General features: G+C 65.7%; 19 protein-coding genes. 13 read left to right on the top strand and 6 right to left on the bottom strand.

The annotated features are described in order from the left end of the window. Window positions 1–2 precede the first annotated feature (2 nt). A complete protein-coding gene (locus VJ109_RS16305; protein WP_324760796.1) occupies window positions 3–401 on the bottom strand; it encodes a universal stress protein in 399 nt (132 codons plus the stop codon). Between the two features lie 99 nt (window positions 402–500). Here VJ109_RS16305 and VJ109_RS16300 point away from each other — a divergent pair, with 99 nt between their 5' ends. The 3 genes from VJ109_RS16300 to VJ109_RS16290 all read left to right on the top strand — a co-directional run bounded on the left by VJ109_RS16300 (window position 501) and on the right by VJ109_RS16290 (window position 2,702). Continuing rightward, on the top strand, window positions 501–1,100 hold the full coding sequence (locus tag VJ109_RS16300) for a GNAT family N-acetyltransferase (protein ID WP_324760795.1): 600 nt from the start codon (window positions 501–503) through the stop codon (window positions 1,098–1,100). 101 nt (window positions 1,101–1,201) lie between these two features. After that, window positions 1,202–1,714: a gamma carbonic anhydrase family protein gene (locus VJ109_RS16295; RefSeq protein ID WP_324760794.1), complete on the top strand. Its 513-nt coding sequence runs from the start codon at window positions 1,202–1,204 to the stop codon at window positions 1,712–1,714. A 220-nt stretch (window positions 1,715–1,934) separates the two neighbouring features. Continuing rightward, entirely contained in the window at window positions 1,935–2,702 is a 768-nt protein-coding gene (locus VJ109_RS16290; RefSeq protein ID WP_324760793.1) for an IclR family transcriptional regulator, read from the top strand. Here the strand turns inward: VJ109_RS16290 and VJ109_RS16285 are convergent. Continuing rightward, entirely contained in the window at window positions 2,619–3,554 is a 936-nt protein-coding gene (locus tag VJ109_RS16285) for a UbiA prenyltransferase family protein (protein WP_324760792.1), read from the bottom strand. The genes VJ109_RS16290 and VJ109_RS16285 overlap by 84 nt on opposite strands. A 108-nt stretch (window positions 3,555–3,662) precedes the next feature. Between VJ109_RS16285 and VJ109_RS16280 the strand changes: the two genes are divergently transcribed. Further along, window positions 3,663–5,210 carry a class I adenylate-forming enzyme family protein gene (locus VJ109_RS16280; RefSeq protein WP_324760791.1) on the top strand — a complete coding sequence of 516 codons (1,548 nt, stop codon included), beginning with the start codon at window positions 3,663–3,665 and terminating at the stop codon, window positions 5,208–5,210. A 1-nt stretch (window position 5,211) separates the two neighbouring features. On the opposite strand, the gene VJ109_RS16275 is transcribed toward VJ109_RS16280, so the two are convergent. Next, the gene (locus tag VJ109_RS16275) at window positions 5,212–6,621 is read right to left on the bottom strand and encodes an SLC13 family permease (protein ID WP_324760790.1); all 1,410 of its coding nucleotides are present in this window, start codon (window positions 6,619–6,621) and stop codon (window positions 5,212–5,214) included. An 84-nt stretch (window positions 6,622–6,705) separates the two neighbouring features. Here VJ109_RS16275 and VJ109_RS16270 point away from each other — a divergent pair, with 84 nt between their 5' ends. Then, the gene (locus VJ109_RS16270; protein WP_324760789.1) at window positions 6,706–7,326 is read left to right on the top strand and encodes an MBL fold metallo-hydrolase; all 621 of its coding nucleotides are present in this window, start codon (window positions 6,706–6,708) and stop codon (window positions 7,324–7,326) included. A 32-nt stretch (window positions 7,327–7,358) separates the two neighbouring features. Here the strand turns inward: VJ109_RS16270 and VJ109_RS16265 are convergent, their stop codons facing one another. Further along, the gene (locus tag VJ109_RS16265) at window positions 7,359–8,108 is read right to left on the bottom strand and encodes an ABC transporter ATP-binding protein (RefSeq protein WP_324760788.1); all 750 of its coding nucleotides are present in this window, start codon (window positions 8,106–8,108) and stop codon (window positions 7,359–7,361) included. A 93-nt stretch (window positions 8,109–8,201) separates the two neighbouring features. Between VJ109_RS16265 and VJ109_RS16260 the strand changes: the two genes are divergently transcribed. The 8 genes from VJ109_RS16260 (at window position 8,202) to VJ109_RS16225 (ending at window position 15,532) form a co-directional block, all read left to right on the top strand. Continuing rightward, entirely contained in the window at window positions 8,202–9,578 is a 1,377-nt protein-coding gene (locus VJ109_RS16260; protein WP_324760787.1) for a CoA-binding protein, read from the top strand. Further along, on the top strand, window positions 9,571–10,317 hold the full coding sequence (locus tag VJ109_RS16255; RefSeq protein ID WP_324760786.1) for an acetate--CoA ligase family protein: 747 nt from the start codon (window positions 9,571–9,573) through the stop codon (window positions 10,315–10,317). The genes VJ109_RS16260 and VJ109_RS16255 overlap by 8 nt, the downstream gene beginning before the upstream one ends. Further along, window positions 10,314–10,715 (top strand): acyl-CoA thioesterase, encoded by a 402-nt coding sequence (locus VJ109_RS16250; protein WP_324760785.1) that lies wholly within the window; start codon window positions 10,314–10,316, stop codon window positions 10,713–10,715. Before VJ109_RS16255 ends, VJ109_RS16250 begins: the two co-directional genes overlap by 4 nt. A gap of 69 nt (window positions 10,716–10,784) precedes the next feature. After that, the gene (locus VJ109_RS16245; RefSeq protein WP_276223930.1) at window positions 10,785–10,955 is read left to right on the top strand and encodes a hypothetical protein; all 171 of its coding nucleotides are present in this window, start codon (window positions 10,785–10,787) and stop codon (window positions 10,953–10,955) included. 155 nt (window positions 10,956–11,110) lie between these two features. Continuing rightward, a complete protein-coding gene (locus VJ109_RS16240) occupies window positions 11,111–12,211 on the top strand; it encodes a cupin domain-containing protein (RefSeq protein ID WP_324760784.1) in 1,101 nt (366 codons plus the stop codon). Between the two features lie 115 nt (window positions 12,212–12,326). Next, window positions 12,327–13,571, top strand: a complete 1,245-nt coding sequence (locus VJ109_RS16235) for an amino acid ABC transporter substrate-binding protein (protein ID WP_324760783.1) — start codon at window positions 12,327–12,329, stop codon at window positions 13,569–13,571. A gap of 3 nt (window positions 13,572–13,574) precedes the next feature. Then, complete coding sequence (locus tag VJ109_RS16230; RefSeq protein WP_324760782.1) at window positions 13,575–14,456, top strand: branched-chain amino acid ABC transporter permease; 882 nt, start codon at window positions 13,575–13,577, stop codon at window positions 14,454–14,456. Beyond that, the gene (locus VJ109_RS16225; RefSeq protein ID WP_324760781.1) at window positions 14,453–15,532 is read left to right on the top strand and encodes a branched-chain amino acid ABC transporter permease; all 1,080 of its coding nucleotides are present in this window, start codon (window positions 14,453–14,455) and stop codon (window positions 15,530–15,532) included. The genes VJ109_RS16230 and VJ109_RS16225 overlap by 4 nt, the downstream gene beginning before the upstream one ends. A gap of 65 nt (window positions 15,533–15,597) precedes the next feature. On the opposite strand, the gene VJ109_RS16220 is transcribed toward VJ109_RS16225, so the two are convergent. Continuing rightward, complete coding sequence (locus VJ109_RS16220) at window positions 15,598–16,302, bottom strand: ABC transporter ATP-binding protein (RefSeq protein ID WP_324760780.1); 705 nt, start codon at window positions 16,300–16,302, stop codon at window positions 15,598–15,600. A 124-nt stretch (window positions 16,303–16,426) separates the two neighbouring features. Then, window positions 16,427–17,305, bottom strand: coding sequence for a fumarylacetoacetate hydrolase family protein (locus VJ109_RS16215; protein WP_324760779.1), 879 nt, complete (start codon window positions 17,303–17,305; stop codon window positions 16,427–16,429). Window positions 17,306–17,365 lie beyond the last annotated feature (60 nt).

Below are 17,365 nucleotides of genomic sequence, written 5' to 3'. Positions count from 1 at the left end.
GTTTACTCCGCCGTGCTCCCACAGACGAGCACCGGGCGGTCAGTTCCGAGAATCACGTCCTGTGTGACACTTCCGAACAGCGCTTTCCCTGCAGGGCTTCGCTTGCGGCCACCGACGCAGATCTGATCGGCGTCGTACTGTTCGGCGTGTTTGAGTGTCTCCTCCGCCGGGTCCCCGCTGGATTCGAGGAGTTCGACGGTGACACCTGCGGCTTCGAGACGGTCTTTGGTCTCCCTGACCGCCTCTACTTGGCTGACCGAGGCCCCTTCCGGGTTGTCGTCGAAGACGTGGAGGAGGAACGCCTCCGCGCCCTCCGCCGTCTCCACCATGTCCTCGATCGCCTCGATCTGTGCCTGTGCCTGGGATAGATCGTCGTCGAGCGCCACCAGCAATCGTACCATGAGGTTCCGTTCGTTGTATGCGTCCTTATAACTACTGTGTGTTCTCGGCAGGCGGCGTTCGCGGTATCTGTTAAGTATCCATAGCTGTCATCTGTTCACATGGGTCGAGAAGACGACCTGGCCTGTGACGGCTGGGACAGCAGTCAGTGTGTGGGGACACCGTACTGTCCGCCGCGCTGTCCACGCTTTACCGACCGTGAGGCGGCGACGGTACTCGTTCGGCCCCACGAACCCGAAGACCTGGAGGCACTCGTCGGGATGTACCTCGACTTCGATCCGGACGACCGGACGATGGGACTACCCCCTGCTACGGAGACCAAACTCCGGCGGTGGCTCGACCGGTTCGTCGACGACGGCTGGAGTCTGGTCGCGGAGGTGGACTCGACGGTCGTCGGGCACGCGGGCGTGACACCGGGGGACGCGGCGGCACCCCATCTCGTCGTCTTCGTCACCGGTGAGGCCCAGGGCCGGGGTATCGGCTCGGAACTGATACGGCAACTGGTGGCTTATGCGGCCGACCGCGGTCACGAGACGCTCGTGCTGACTGTGAAGGCCGACAACGACGCGGCTATCACCGTGTACGACAACGTTGGGTTCGATGTCATCGAACAACTCGGCGGCGAACTCGAAATGCACCTCTCGCTTGCGTCCCCAGTCGTCGACGCAGTCCAGCGTCCACCGGCCGAGCGTGAGGGGTAAGCGACCTGTCATCCCGACCGGGTCGATGTGTTCGATAACGTCGAACGGTCTGTCAGGAACGTTTGGCCAGGTTTTAGTCGCTCGCCGACGGTGCGGTAGCTATGCAACGACCGTTCGACGGTACGGCTCCACGGGTCGCGGACGAGGCGTTCGTCTCGGAGATGGCATACGCGGTCGGCGATGTCGAAGTCGGCCCACGGGCGAGTATCTGGCCGTTCGTCTGTCTCCGTGGCGATGGCGGGACGGTCACGGTCGGCGAGGAAAGCAACGTTCAGGAGTTCACGATGCTGCACGGGGCGACCATCGGCGAGGAAGTGACGATCGGCCACGGGGCGGTCGTCGACTACGCCACCGTCCACGACCACGCACTGGTCGGGATGGGGAGCGCCGTCATGGGGGGTGCAACGGTCGAGTCGGACTGTATCGTCGCGGCGAACGCGGTCGTGCGGCAGGGACAGCGGGTCCCGTCGGGACATATGGCCTACGGTATTCCCGCCGAGACACGCCCACTAACCGACGAACAGTTGGCACAGATCGGCGAGACCCACGAGAGCTACGTCGAACTCGCGGCGACCTACCGTGGGACGGCGGCCGAGGCAGGAACCGACGACTGATCGAAGGCCGAATAACGGCCGTTCGCGCAGTCATCCGCGTTCACGGAAAGCTGGCAGCGTGGCGGCACCGGATCGGGATAATAGATGTACGGCTGTTATCCAGCTGACGCCGACCGCGTGGATCATTGGTTCGATAGTATCGAACAGCTTTTCGAAGGGCTGTCGACGGCTCCTCGGACGGTCAGTAATGCTTAATTGTGATGTATCCGTAGCTGTGGGTATGGAACAGCCTGCGAAGACCGGGCGCGGGATCAAATCGGACGAAACGCTGTTCGCTCTCATCGAATCACTCAGGGAGCTAGACGGAGCAGGCGTGACTGAACTGGCCGAACGCCTCGATGTCGCAAAGAGTACTATCCACGGTCATCTGACGACGATGCGCGAGCACGGCTTCGTGGTGAAACACGGGACGGAGTACCATCTCGGGCTGGGGTTTTTCGACTACGGACAGTACGTCAGAGGCCAGCAGAGCATCTTCCGGTCCGGGATGCAGGCGGTCGACGAACTGGAGGAGGCAACCGGGGAGATGGCGTGGCTCATCACCCACGAGAACGGGAAGGCTATGTACCTCTACGGCCGTGGCGGACAGAACGACATCGATATCAACACCATCCTCGGCACGTGGGCGTACATGCACTGCAACTCCGGCGGGAAGGCAATTCTCGCGCACCTGCCCGAGGAACAGATCCACGCCATCGTCGACGAGCACGGGCTGCCGGCCCGGACCGAGAACACGATCACTACGCGGGAGGCCCTGTTCGACGAACTCGCACAGATCCGCGAGCAGGGGTACGCGCTGAACCTCAGCGAGGACCTGAAGGGCGTCCACGCGATCGGTATCCCGCTGACGTTCGAGGGGGAGATACAGGGTGCCCTGAGCATCGCTGGCCCGGCTCACCGGCTCTCACGGGCACGCTGCGAGGGCGAGGTACTCGATCAGCTCCGGGCCGCGACCGACGAGATCGAATTGAACCTGGCGTACCGCTGAGAGCGGGGCCACCTTGGTCACCACCGTCCACCCGGCACACGCACCGTCACAGCGAGCGGCAACCAGCGTGCCGACGAACACGTAGCTCAGGACCATCTGGACTCGCACGGCCGATCGAGCCGGGACGAGCAGCGTGGCCGCAGCACACCCGCCCGCAGCGACTGCGGCGACGGCCGCGATCGGCGGGAGGACGCCCACCCAGACGATGCCGCCCACGGACAGCGCCGCGGTAGCGAAGCTCCCGACCGCGACCGCCCGGGTACCCGTGGTCCCTGTGATGACGGGGACGGTCCGTTTCCCGATAGTACGGTCGAAGGCGGCGTCGAGCCGGTCGATGCCGACCTTGATCCCCGCCAACAGCACCGCTGTGCTCGCGGCCACCGCGACGACGCCGGTCGGCAGTCGCCCGGTCTGTGTGGCGAACCCGCCGGCGAGCGTGATCGCGATACCGACCGGGTAGTCGACGGTCACCGGGACCGGATGCCGGTCGAGGTACGGGGCGTGCAACAGCGCGAGACCGAGTAGCACGAGGACTGACCCGCCGGCCAGGGCGCCGGCGCTCATGGTCAGCGAGGCCGCCAGTAGGATCGCTACGGCGGTCCCAGCCCCCGTCGCCCATCGATACGCCGATACCGACAGCGGCGGTTCCTCCTCGCCACGCACGTGGCCGTCGACGAGGCCGTCACGCAGGTGGGCGACGAACAGCGCCGTTCCGACGGCGACAGCGTGCTGGCCCCCGGTCCACCCGCTCACGGTCGGTGCGAGCATCGCTCCACAGACCGATGTCCCGATCACCGGCAGCATGAACGCGGGACGGACGTGTGCGGCCAGCCCGGCGAGGCGTCCTGCCATACCACCGGGTACTCGATAGACCGGCATAAGCCACACTGTCCCGGTCACACCGGTGTAACCAGAACTATTAATACTGCAGTTAGTCTGGTATTCGGTACCGACACCACCATGCAACTCAGAGAGGCATTCGCCCGGTCAGTACGGTGTTACCCCGACGAGACGGCGATCATCACCGAGGCCGGGCGGTCGATTACCTATGCGACCCTCGACCAGCGGAGCACACGCCTGGCGAACGCACTCCAGCAGCGGATCGGTGACGGGCGGTGTGCCGTGCTTGCCTTGAACGGACTTCCGGCCATCGAATCGATGCTCGCCAACAACAAGCGCGGGGTGGGGACCGTCCAGTTGTCCTACCGGGCGCCGCCGGCAGAACTGGAACGGATGGTCGAGACGGCGTCGGCGCGTGCGCTCGTCTTCGACGACGACAACGCGGAGGTAGCGCTCGACCTGCTCGACCGCGATGGGTTCGAGGCCGCGATCCACGCCGGCGACCGGGAGATCGACCACGATCTGGTCGAGTCCTACGAGGCCGTCGTTGCCGACGCTGACGCCGACAGCGACCCGGCGCTCCCGGTCGGCGACGAATGTGGCATTCTCTATACGAGCGGGACGACTGATACGCCCAAAGCGGTCCCCTTCGACCAGGAACAGTTGTGGTACGGTGCCATCCAGGTCGTGATGGAACACGGCGTCGACGAGACGGACACGGCGCTGTGTACGACACCGTGGTACCACATGGTGACCACCGACGCGTGGCTCTACCCCCACCTGGTCGCCGGTGCGACGATCGTCCTCCAGTCCTCGTTCGATCCGGCGGCGTCGCTGGCGCTCATCGAAGAGCACGACGCGACTGGCCTGCTCGCCGTCCCGACCCAACTGACGGCGCTCAACGACGTCCAGCGCGAGGCTGACTTCGATGTCGGGACGCTTGCGTACATCAGGACGGGTGGCTCCATCGTCACCGAGGACCTCGTCGAGGAGACGACCGAACAGTTGACTGATCAAGTCTACAACACCTACGGGATGACCGAGGCCGGCCCGGATCTCACCTTCGCCCACCCGAGTGCCCAGGACGACCATCCGGGTACCATCGGGAAGGAATCGTTCTCGTGGGAGATCCGCGTCGTCGAGACGGCACCCCTCGACGAGCATCCGGACCCGGAGGCGACGGTTGACGCCGGCCAGCGGGGCGAGATCATCGCTCGCGGCCCCGGGAAGTCCGAGGGCTACATCGACAACCCCGAGGCGGCCTCGAAGACGTACTTCGACGGCTGGCTCCGCACCCGGGACGTGGCGACCGTCGACGAGGACGGCTACCTCTACATCGTCGACCGGGTCGACAACATGATCGTCAGCGGCGGCGAGAACGTCTACCCCGCTGAGGTAGAGACCGTCATCGAGGACCACCCGGACGTCGAGGAGGTCTGTGTCTTCGGCCTCGACGACGAACAGTGGGGCCAGGTCGTCACCGCGGTCGTCGTCACCGACAGCGACCTCACGGCCGAGCAACTGGACGACTACTGCCTCGAAACGGAGTCGCTGGCCGACTTCAAACGCCCCCGGGAGTACGCCGTGACCAGCGACCCCCTCGCGCGGTCGGACACCGGGACCGTCCTCCGGAACCGACTCGTCGAGGACCATTTCCCCGACCGGTAGCTCAGAAAAACAGCGCGAACAGCCCGATCTGGATCGGCACCAACAGGAGTAGCGTCGCCAGCGAGCAGACGCTGGCCATCTTCGTCAGTTCCATCGAGTCGACGATGTCGAGGCCCAGAATCGCCACCAGTACCGCCGACTGGTACGGGAAGAAGTAGGCGTTCAGCGCGACGGCCTCGATCATCGCCACGGGGACGAGGGGAACTCCGGCGCTACTCGCGAACGAGACCAACACCGGGGTGAGCACGCTAGCGACGGCCAGCCCTTCCATCACGAGTGTCAGCGCCAGCGCCGCCACGACGACGACCGCGAGCACCAGCGGTAGGGACGGGTCCGCCGGGAGCGTCGACAACAGCCGGTTCGCCGCGAGGTCGGTGAAGGCCGTCTGTCGGAGCCCCTCGGCGATGGCGAAGATCGCCCCGAGGAAAAAGAGGATCGAGAAGTCGGCGTCACCGACGGCGTCAGCGCCGACGACACCGATCCGCGGTGCGAACGCTAGCAGCGTCACCACGACAGCGCCGAACAGCGGATGCAGACCGTGGAGGAAGTCCGTCGCCCAGATAGCCACCCCGAGCAGGAGAAAGCCCAGCATCCGCCGTTCCCGTGGCGTCGTCGAGACGCTCCCGCCGCGGTCCGGGGCGGTCACGCCGTCACGGTCCCGCGGGCGGTACAGGAGGTACGTGATACCGACGATGAGCGCGACCCGACCGATCCCCATCACCGGCCCGAGCCACAGCGTCCACTCGGTCCAGGTGATTGCCGGGCCGCCACTTGACTCGACGAGGCCGGTGACGATGATGTTCGCCAGCGAGCCCGTGAGGATACCCGATGCGCCGTAGAACGTCGCGAACAGCGGCCCCAGGAAGATCCCGATCTTCGCCCGCCGCTCCTCGAAGCGCTCCCCCAGGGACTGGAGGATGGGCGCGAGGATGAGTACCCGGACCAGCGACGACGGGATCAACACCGCGAGCGCGAGGCTTCCGAACGAGAGGACAACCAGCAGATATCGGTAGGCTGCGACGGCGTCGGTTGCGACAGCCGCCGGCATCCGGGACAACGCCAGCCGTTCGACGAGGTCCGCCAGCCCGCTCTGTCGGGCGGCCTCGCCGATGAGGATACCCACGACGACGAGCCACGTCGCCGGGGACTGGAACCCCGTCAACGCGAGTTCGGTCGAGAAGGTGACGCCGATGAGGCCAATGCCGATCAGGGCGGTGAACCACGGCTTGACCGGGGCACCGACCCACAGCGCGATACAGAAGAGCGTGATGCCGAGCATCCGGGCCGCATCAGGCGCGAGCGGGGCAAATCGGAGGACGGCACCCGCCGCGAGTATTCCGGCCGGGACGGAGAGCCAGGCCGGATCGACACCACGAAGGACGGCTGCGGGACTCGCAGTTCGGTCCGACATTCTCAGTACCGAGTGACACAGTGTGAACCACTATCAGCGTATCGGTCCCGAAAGAGGCTTGCTGCTGTCGACCCACGACCAGGTATGGCTACGGAAATCGCCCCGGACGTGTACGACATCACGGTCAAGACTGCGCCGGACGCCCGCTGGCGCGTCCACGTCTTCGACGGCGAGACGCCGACGCTCGTCGACACCGGGTTCGAGGACACGGTCGAAGTCCTCGCCGGGGAACTCGACGATCTCGGTATCACGCCGGAACGCGTGGTCGTCACCCACGGTGATCCCGACCATATCGGCGGGCTCGCAGGGATTGTCGACCGCTACGATGTCGAATCCTGGGTTCCGGCGGGCGTCGAGACTACCGCTGCCGTCGACCACAGATACGGCGACGGCGACACGGTCGGCCCGTTCACCGCTGTCCACGTCCCCGGTCACACGGCCAACCATCACGCGCTCGTCGACGAGGCACGCGGGATCGCGGTGTTAGGAGACGCGGTGTTCGGATCGGACGCGCGGGGGCTCCCTGCGGGGCATTTCGTCCTCCCGACGGCGTTCTTCTCGGCGGACGTGGCCGCCGCCGACGAGCACCTCGAACGGTTGCTGGACTACGAGTTCGAGGTGGGACTGGTGTATCACGGATCGAGTGTCACCGAGGGCGCGAGCGAGAAGCTCGCGTCGTTCGTCGATTTCGCCGGAAAACCGTAACTGCGGGCGCTGTCGTCGTCTCGCCGGACACCTCAGTCGCCGGCGACGGCGCTTGAGAGGTCTTCGTTCGCGTGCTCACCGAGGTACGCCTCGATGACCTCGTCGTCGTTTTGGATCTGGTCGGGCGTTCCCTCGGCGATGAGCCGACCGTTGTTCAACACCATGACCCGCTCGCTGACGCTCATCAGCGCGCGCATCACGTGGTCGATGAGGAAGACGGTCTTGCCCTCGTCTTTGATGTCGCCGATGAGGTCGATGATGTCCTCGGTCTCCTCGGGGTCGAGCCCGCCGGCGACCTCGTCGAAGAGGACGAGTTCCGGGTCGGTCGCCAGCACCCGTGCGATCTCCAGGCGTTTGAGTTGGCCCACGCTCAGTTCGTCGGGTTCGCTGTACTGGAGGTCGGCGAGGTCGACGAACTCCAGCATCTCCTTGGCACGGCCCCGAACGTCGTCGAACTCGCGGCCGCCGAACTCCGCGCCGACCGCGACGTTCTCCAGCAGCGTCATGCTCTCGAACGGGCGGACGATCTGGTGTGTCTTCGCGAGACCGCGGTGACAGATCTCGTGTGGTGCCTTGCCGGTGATCTCCTCGTCGTCGAAGAACACCTGCCCCTCGGTCGGTTCGTGGACGCCGGTGACGGTCCGAAACAGCGTGGACTTGCCGGCCCCGTTCGGCCCGATGAGCCCGATAGCCTCGCCGCGGTCGACGGAGAACGAGACGTCGTCGATGGCGACGACGCCCCCGAACTTCTTGGTCAGATGCTGCCCTTCGAGTAGCGTCATTGCCAGTTGGTACCTTATCCACTCAGATAAACCTACCCCTGTCACGTCCTGACGGGGGAAAACGATTTGAGGGTGTTGCGATAACTACCGGCTGTGACTCTGCAACAGATGTTCGATCCAGCCGCCGTGGCCGTCGTCGGCGCCTCCGCGACCGAGGGCAAGATCGGCTACGAGGCGATGGCCAACGCGGTCGAGTTCGACGGCCCGGTGTACCCGGTCAACCCGTCCGGGGAGGGGGGGCTGTTCGGCGAAGCCTTCGTCGACTCGGTGACCGACATCGAGGACGATGTCGATCTCGCGCTCTGCTGTGTGCCCGGCCCGGCGACCCCGGAGGTCATCGAGGAGTGTGGGGCGGCCGGCATCGGCGCGGCGGTCATCTACGCCGGCGGCTTCGCCGAGGCCGGCGAGGAGGGCGAGCGGTTACAGGAGGCGGTCGTCGCTGCGGCAGACCGCCACGACGTCTCGCTGTTGGGGCCGAACACGAGCGGGTTCGTCGTCCCCGAACGGGAACTGCTGTGTTCCTTCGCCAGCGGGGCCGAGAAGCTCCCGGCTGGAAACACCGCTGTCATCGCACAGAGCGGCGGCGTCGCCCACGCGCTCGCCTTCCAGTCCCGACGGCAGGGACGGGGCGTCTCCGCGATGGTCGGCCTCGGAAACCGCGCGAACGTCGGCTTCACCGAGACTATCGACTACTTCGACGGCGACGACCGGACCGACGCTATCGTTCTCCACGTCGAGGGGACCGACGACGGGCGTGGTCTGCTGGAAGCCTGTCGGGCCAGCGAGACGCCGGTCGTCGCCTACAAGGTGGGCCAGTCGGACGTGGGTGCGTTCGCCGAGTCTCACACGGGGGCGCTCACGGGCGACCACGAACTGTACACCGCCGGCTTCGCCCAGTACGGCGTGCCGACGGTCGACGCGACAGACGATCTGCTGGACGCGGCCGCGGCGCTCGCCGACTCGCCGGAACCGGCCGGCCCGAACGTCGGCGTCGTCACCGCCCAGGCCGGCCCGGGTATCATCATCAGCGACCGCATCCAGCGCGGCGGCGGACGGCTTCCCGAACTGCGTTCAGAGACCCAACAGCGGGTCGACGAGATCCTGACCGGGGTCACCTACACCGGGAACCCGGTCGACACCGGGAGGCCGATGCCGGCGTTCGGCGACGTCGTCACGGCCGTCGCCGAGGACGACGGCGTCGACGTCGTGTTGGTCTACGAACTGTACGAACAGGCGATGGGGTTCCCCGTCGAGGCGCTTTCCGGCCTCGCCGAGCGTGTCGACAAGCCGATCCTGTTCTCCACCGACGGCATCGAGGAGGACATGGCCGACGATCTGGCGGCACTGGCCGACGCCGGTGTCCCGGTGTTCGAGACGCCGGAGCGGGCCGCCGACGCCGCGGCGGTCCTGGCCCGCTACGCCGGGATGGCTGGCCCCGCTGCGGATCAGGAGGTGGTCGCCGATGACTGACGACCCCATCGCGGCCGCCCGTGCGGACGACCGGCACACGCTGACGGAGGCCGAAGGGAAACGGCTGCTCGCGAAGGCGGGTATCGAGACACCGCCCTTCGCGGTGTGTTCGAGTGTCGAAGAAGCCGTCGAGGCGGCCGAGGAGATCGGCTATCCCGTCGTCCTGAAGGTGTCTTCGCCGTCGGTCACTCACAAGAGCGAGTGGGGCGGGGGCGCGGGCGTCACGGTCGGCGTCACGTCCGCCGAGGGCGTCCGAACTGCCGTTGAACGCATCTTCGAGACGGCTACTGCGCAGGACATCGACGCGGATGTCCTCGTCGAAGCGGCGATGGATGTCGACGCGGGAACGGAGGTCATCGTCGGTGGCCTGCGTGATCCCTCGTTCGGCCCGGTCGTGCTCACGGGACTTGGCGGCGTCTTCACCGAGGTCTTCGAGGATACGAGCCACCGGATCGCCCCGATCGATCACGCCGAGGCACGGGCGGCCATCGAGGAACTACAGGCAGCGGAACTGTTAGCGGGATATCGGGGGAGCGAACCGGGGGATATCGAGGCCCTCGCCGAGGTCGTGGCGACCGTCGGTGACCTCGTGACCGACAACCCGATCGCGGAACTCGACGTCAACCCCGTGCTTGTCTCGGCGGACGGCGCCGTCGCGCTCGACGCGCTCGTGGTCCTCGACCCGGACTCCGCTGTGAACCCTGAAAATGGAACCGCGGCCGCGGAGGTGGACCGATGAGCTACGACCGTGTCTGGACGGTCCGGTTCTCCGATACGGACCCGTTCGGCATCGCCCACTACCCGCGTATCGTCGACGCACTTCACGAGACCTCGGACATGTTCATGGAGGAGATCGGCTATCCGTTCTGGGAGATCTCACAGGACCACGGCTTCGGCCTGCCGCTGGTCGAGATCGACTTCGAGTTCGAATCCCCTGTCGAGGCCGGCGACGACGTGACGATCGCCCTGACGCCCGAGGTCGGCACCCGGAGCGTCCGCTTCGACTACACGGCGACGTGCGACGGGAGCGTCGCGTTCGAGGGGTACGAACAGCGGGTGTGTGCCGAACACGGTGGCGGCGGTGCCATCGATGTCCCGGCCGATCTCCGGGACGCGATGGCGCCCTACGAGGAGTGACTCGTGCGGACGAAAGTATGGTTTGGAGGTAGCGAAGCGTTTTTATCGATTCCGAAACGACGTATCGACATGGCTGAGTTCGAGAACCCCTACGCCGAGGAAGACCCGTTCGTCGAAGCACACTTCGACTGTCTGGACTGTGGCGGGAAACTCTGGGAGTACGCGATCCAACGACAGATGGTCTGTGAGGACTGCCGGTCGGTGTTCGCCGCTGCCGATGTCTTCGAGGTCCAGGCATAGAGCCAGCGCGCCGATACGGAACACAGCCGGTGTCTGTCGAGGATGATCAGGAGTAGTTGTACGCACTGAACTCCCGTTTTATGCCATCTCACGGCTGCTCAGTGGTGTTTGTCCAGTAGACTTATGATGATCGTGTGGTAACGTGTTTGTACAGTATGGCACAGACAGAGCCCGACGATCAGGAGCTAGAGGAGCAACTGGAGCTGAGTTCCGGGACGCGAGAGATCCTCGAACGGCACAACCTCCGGCCGCTGTGGGAGGTCGAGGACGACTTCGGCAACACCATCGACGATCTGGAGGCGGACATCTGGAAGTGGGAGGACATCCAGGCCGCCATCGACGGTGTCGAGGCTGACGTTCCCATTGCGGACCTGCCACCGGGGTTCCAGCGCCGGGTGGCGGTCCCGATCAACGCCTCCTTCGGGAACGCCATCTCGAACACGATCTACGTCGGCGTCCAGACCGTCTCGCCCGGTGAGACGGCGCCGTCCCACCGACACGGTGCGAACGCGCTCCGGTTCTCTATCGACGGCAGCGAGGACATGAAGACCGTCGTCGCGGGCGAGGAGTTCCCGATGGAGGACAACGACCTCATCACCACGCCCCAGTGGGAGTGGCACGACCACGTCAACGACTCCGACGAGACGGCGGCCTGGCTCGACGTGCTCGACCTCCCGCTGGTGCTGGACTCGCTAAACGCCCGGAACACCTTCGAGAACCACGAACTCGAACGACAGCCGGTCACCAAGACACAGGGGTACTGGGAGTCCCAATACGGCCGTGGTCGCCCGGAGGAATCGACCACCGACGACGGCATCCCCGGCCCCTTCGAGGGGATCCGGGAGGCGACACCGCCGTATCGCTTCAAATGGTCCGAGATGGTCCAGTCGCTGCGCCAGCGGGCCGACAACGACGAACCCGACCCCTACGACGGCTACAGCCTCTCGTATGTCAACCCCGCCACCGGGTCGCCGCCGCTGTTCCCGACGATGTCGTTCCGTGCACAACTGCTCCAGGAGGCGACCGACGCCCACTTCCACAACACGACGGAGGTCTACTTCGTCGTCGACGGGGAGGGCGCGACCCACGTCGACGGCGAGGCCCTGGAGTGGTCCGAGCGTGACATCTTCGTCGTCCCGCCGGACGCCACCCACCACCACGAACCGGACGGCGAGGAGGCTATCCTGCTGGGGATGTCCGACCGACCGGTGTTCGAGGCCATGAACTTCTACGCCGAGGCCAGCCCCTCGTCGTAGCGGCGCCGTCGACCGACTGGGTCGTCTGAGCCGCTCGTCCGACGGGTTCGGTGTGGCATCACCCCCGCAATAACGGGTATCTTTATAATCGATCATCTACATCAGCCTATACGGTATGGTAAACGACGATAGTCCAGTCTCACGTCGGTCGTATCTCAAAGGAACTGCCGGTGCTGCTGCGGTCGCCAGCCTCGCAGGGTGTGCGTTTAGCGGTGGCGGCGGTGGCGGCGACGACACGCTGACGATCGCCGGCACGGTTCCCGAGACGGGAGCGTTCTCGTCGCTCGGACAGGACCTCAGGCGCGGGTACGAACTCGGCCAGGCACGGATGAACGAGCAGCTCGACCGCGACGTGGAGCTCATCCTCCAGGACGACGAGAGCGACGCCCAGACGCTCCGACAGAACCTCCAGCAGATAACCAGCAACAACGACGTCGACATGATCTGGGGGAGTTTCTCTAGTCTGTTAGTCACCGCCGGGAGTGCCTTCGCGGAGAACCAGAACCTCCCGTTCCTGGGCATCGCGTTCGCCTACGAGGAGCCACACCGCAACGACAACTACGAGTGGACGTACGCCCCGTTCCCGAAGTCCCGCGATGTCGCCCGATCGACGCTCGGGACGCTTGAACTCATCCCCGAGAGCGAGCGACCGACCAACGTCGGCATCTGGGAGCCCAACTCCGGATGGGGCAGGGAACAGGCCGAATACTGGGAGAACCGGCTGGGCGAGGAAGGGTACGATATCGTGCTGCGCGAGACGTTCGAGATCGGCTCCCAGGACTTCTCGACGCTGATCAGTCAGTCGCAAAACGCCGAGGTCGAGGTGTTGCTGTCGAACCCGACCCCGCCGGGCGGTATCACGGCCGTCAACCAGATGCAGTCGAACAACTGGTCGCCACAGATGCTCAAGTTCGTCCGCGGGGCCGACCCCTCGGCGTGGTGGTCGGCGCTGGGTGAGGCCGGTGCCTACGCGCTGATGTGTCCGGGGTGGGTCCCCGGGCTGACGGGCAACGGCAACCAGCGCCTCCGCGAGTCCTACACGAGCGAGTACGAGACCGAGAGCGAGTTCATGCCGGTCAACGTCGGCGGATCGTACAACCTCACGCAGGTCGCGCTCCAGGCCGTCCAGGCCGCCGGCTCCACCGAGGCCGAGGCCATCAGGGACGCTCTCCGCAACGAGACGTTCCAGACGGTCATCGGCGAGTTCGGCTTCGAGGACAACGGCCTCCCGGCCGAGGGCGACCTGACCGCCCCGACCGGGCAGTGGTGGGACGGTGCACAGCGACTGGCGTACCCGAACACCGACTCCGAGCGGTCGCTCGACTTCAGATACCCGATCCCGCCGTGGGGCGAGCGCTGAGCGATGGTCGCAGGCGAACTCGTCTCACAGTCGATCGTCAACGGCATCCTGCTGGGCGGCATCTACGCCGTCGCAGCCCTCGGGCTGTCGCTCGTGTTCGGTATCATGGACATCGTGAACCTCGCGCACGGCCACATGCTGATGGTCGGAGCCTACGTCGCGATCCTCGTGTTCGCCGCGACGGGCATCACACCGCTGGTCGGGATGTTCCTGGCGATGGGACTGCTGTTCGTCTTCGGGGTCGTCCTCCAGAAGGTGCTGTTGAAACACGTCGTCGGCGAGGGGATCGAACAGCCGATCATCGTGCTGTTCGGCCTCGCGTTGATCCTGCAGAACATCGGCCAGCTCGTGCTTGGCGGTGACGCCCGGACGGCGGACCTCGGTATTCCCGGCGACGGGATCGACCTCGGGTTCGCCTTCCTGTCGCTGCCCCGGACGGTCACGTTCGTCGTCGCTGTCGTGCTCATCGGCGCGACGTGGGCGTTCCTGCAGTACACCAAGACCGGACAGGCGATCCGGGCGACCGCACAGAACCGGAAAGCGGCCCGCTATATGGGGATCGACACCGACCGTATCTACGTCATCACCCTCGCTGTCGGGACGGCGCTGGCTGGCGCGGCCGGGGCACTCCTCTCGATGCTGTTCCCGATCAACCCCTTCGTCGGTTGGTCGTACCTGCTGAAGGCCTTCGCCGTCGTCGTTCTGGGCGGCGTCGGGAGCATCCTCGGGACGCTGGTCGGCGGCGTCATCCTGGGGGTCTCCGAGAACCTCGGCGCACTCTATCTCGGCGGCGGATACCGCAACGTCGTGAGCCTGCTCATCTTCCTCGGCGTGTTGTTGCTCAAGCCCGAGGGGCTGTTCGGCAGCGGAGGTGGCGGGGAGTGAGTTTCCTCGAACGCCACCCCGAGGAACCGCTCGTCTCGAACCGGCGGCTCCAGGCCGTGCTCGGCGTCGTCGTGCTGGCGCTGCTTGCGGTCCCGTTCGTGACGACCGACGCGCTGACCGGTCTCGTGCTTACCGGACTGGTGTTCGTGATGTTGGGCGTCTCCTGGAACCTGCTCGCGGGGTACGCGGGACAGATCTCGCTGGGTCACGCTGCCTTCTTCGGTATGGGTGCGTTCGTCGCCGCCTGGCTGACCACGCCCTCGGCGGCGGGCTTTCCCGCGTCGATACAGCTCCCGATACTGGCCGCAGTGGTCCTGGGCGGCCTGGCGGCCGCACTGATCGCGCTGGTGATCGGGCCGGTCATCTTCCGGCTCAGCGGCCACTACTTCGCCATCGGGACCCTCGCGCTGGCGGCGGTCATCGAACTGGTGATGCTGGACCAACGGTCCCTCACCGGCGGTTCGACGGGCTACTACGTCCAGGGCGACCTCGGTCTCAACGAGTTCGTCAGCCACGGGGACGTGATGTTCCTCCTGACGCTCGTCGCGACGATCGCCACCATCGCCGTGACTTATCGGATCGTCCGTGGCGCGGGCGGACTGGGCATGAAGGCCATCCACGACGACGAGGAGGCCGCGAGCAGCCTCGGCGTCAACCCGTTGAAGTACAAGATGTACGCCTTCGTCGTCTCCTCGTTCTTCGCTGGGCTGGCGGGGGGACTGTACGGTCACTACACGCTGTACATCAACCCCGAGTCGACGCTGGCGGTCACCTGGACGATCGACTCGCTGGTCATCGTCATCCTGGGCGGGATGGGGACGTTCGCCGGCCCGGTCCTCGGTGCGGCGCTGTTCCTCCTGCTCGATACCGGACTGGCGGCTATCGTCGGGAGCGTCGCGACGACCATCGAGGGCGCGCTCATCATCCTGTTCATCATCTACCTCCCGCAGGGGCTGTACGGCCTCGCGGAGGACTACTTCATCACCGATGTCGGGAAGAGCGGTGGGGCACAGGCTCCCAAGTCCACTGACGCGACACCGGAGACGGACCCGGACATCGCCGCCGACGAGGACTGACGGCTCTCGTCGCCGTCACGTCGATTCTGCGGAAGAAACCGGAATTCGGGTTCGGTGCCGCCGATTCAGGCCCCGAGGTACGACTCCTCGACGCGTTCGTCCTGTGCGAGTTCCGCCGCCGTCCCGGAGAGTGTCATCCGCCCCGTCTTGATGACGTATCCCCGATCGGCAACCCGAAGCGCGTTGTAGATGTCCTGTTCGACCAGGAGGACGGTCGTCCCCTGCTCGTTGATGCGTTCGATGGCCTCGAACACGTCGTCGACGAGGACGGGCGCGAGCCCGAGACTCGCCTCGTCGAGCAACAGCAAGTCGGGGTCGCTCATCAACCCGCGACCGATGGCGAGCATCTGCTGTTCGCCGCCGGAGAGCGTGCCCGCGCGCTGACTCGCCCGTTCCTCCAGCCGGGGGAAGATCTCGTACACCGTCTCTAAGCGTTCGTCGATCTTGCTCCGGTCGATATACGCGCCGAGTTCGAGGTTCTCCCGGATGCTGCTGTCCGTGAATATCTCCCGGCCCTCCGGGACGTGTGCGATGCCTTTCTTGACCACGTCCTCGAAGGGCATCTCGCCGATGTTCTCGTCCCTGAACCGGACCTCGCCGGCAGTCGGCGTCAGGTCACCACAGATCGTCTTGAGCGTGGTCGTCTTGCCGGCGCCGTTCGCGCCAAGCAGCGCGACCGTCTCGCCGCGCTCGACGGAGAGGCTCACGTCCCACAGCACCTGGACGTTCCCGTACGACACGTCTATCGAGTCGACTTCGAGGAGTGCCATCGATTATCACGTCCTTCGTCGGCGGTTTTCTTAAGCCTACCCCTCTCTGACGGTCGTCTCCGTCGTAGTCACTGGGGCGTGGAACCGCGAAGAAGTGGTATGAGCCGACCGCGGTCGGTGCTGGCTACTCCTGGCCGCCCTTCTTGACGTCGGCCTCGGCGTAGCTCACGTCGCGTTCGGTGACGTCGACGGTCATCGATCCGACGGACTCGATCTCCGCGTCGATCGTGTCGCCGTCGGAGAGTTCGCTGACGCCCTCGGGTGTCCCGGTAGTGATGACATCGCCGGTCTCCAGCGTCGCTCCCAGCGAGGCGTACTGGACGACATCGGCACACGTATAGACCATATCCCCGGTGTTCTCGTACTGGCGGCGTTCGCCGTTGAGTTGCAGTTCCATCTGGAGGTCCTGGGGGTCGTCGATCTCGTCGGCGGTCGTCACGCACGGACCGATGACAGTGAACGTGTCGTAGGATTTCCGGTTCGAGCGGTCCTGGTCGCCCCGCAGCGAGATGTCCAGCAGGATGGTGTAGCCGAAGATGTGGTCCCAGGCCTCTTCGGCGGGGACGTCCTTGATGTCCCCTTCCATGACGAAGGCGAGTTCGACCTCGTGGTCCGTCCGGCGGTCGGAGAAGGGGAGTTCGATGCCGTGGTCCGGGCCGACGACGCTGGAGGGGGCCTTCAGGAAGTAGCCCTTGTCCTTGATCGAGAACCACTCGTCAGTGGTGATGTCCCGGTCGGAGAGGGCCTCTTCGATGTGGTTCTCGTAGTTCAGCGGGGCGGCGATGACTTTCCCGGGCCGGCCGACGGGCGACCCGACCTCTACGTCGTCGATGTCGTGGTCCGGGTCGGCGTCGACGTACTCGCTGGCGTCGTAGTCGCCCTCGATGTACTCGACGAGTGGTTCGTCGGCGTCGATGCCGAGCCGGTCGTTCAGCGCGACGATGCCGGTACCGTCGTCTGTGAGCAAACCGAGCTGGCCGTCGTCGTAGCGGACGAATCGCATAGTCAGACTATCGTCCGAGACCGGCATAAAAGATGCCTTTCTGTCCGGTCGGTGACCGGT

It is taken from the genome of Haloarcula montana (assembly GCF_035666295.1).
In the GTDB taxonomy this organism is placed as follows: Archaea; Halobacteriota; Halobacteria; order Halobacteriales; family Haloarculaceae; genus Haloarcula; species Haloarcula montana.
Note: the sequence above shows the minus strand (reverse complement) of the source record. Positions and strands in the feature narration are given on the sequence as shown.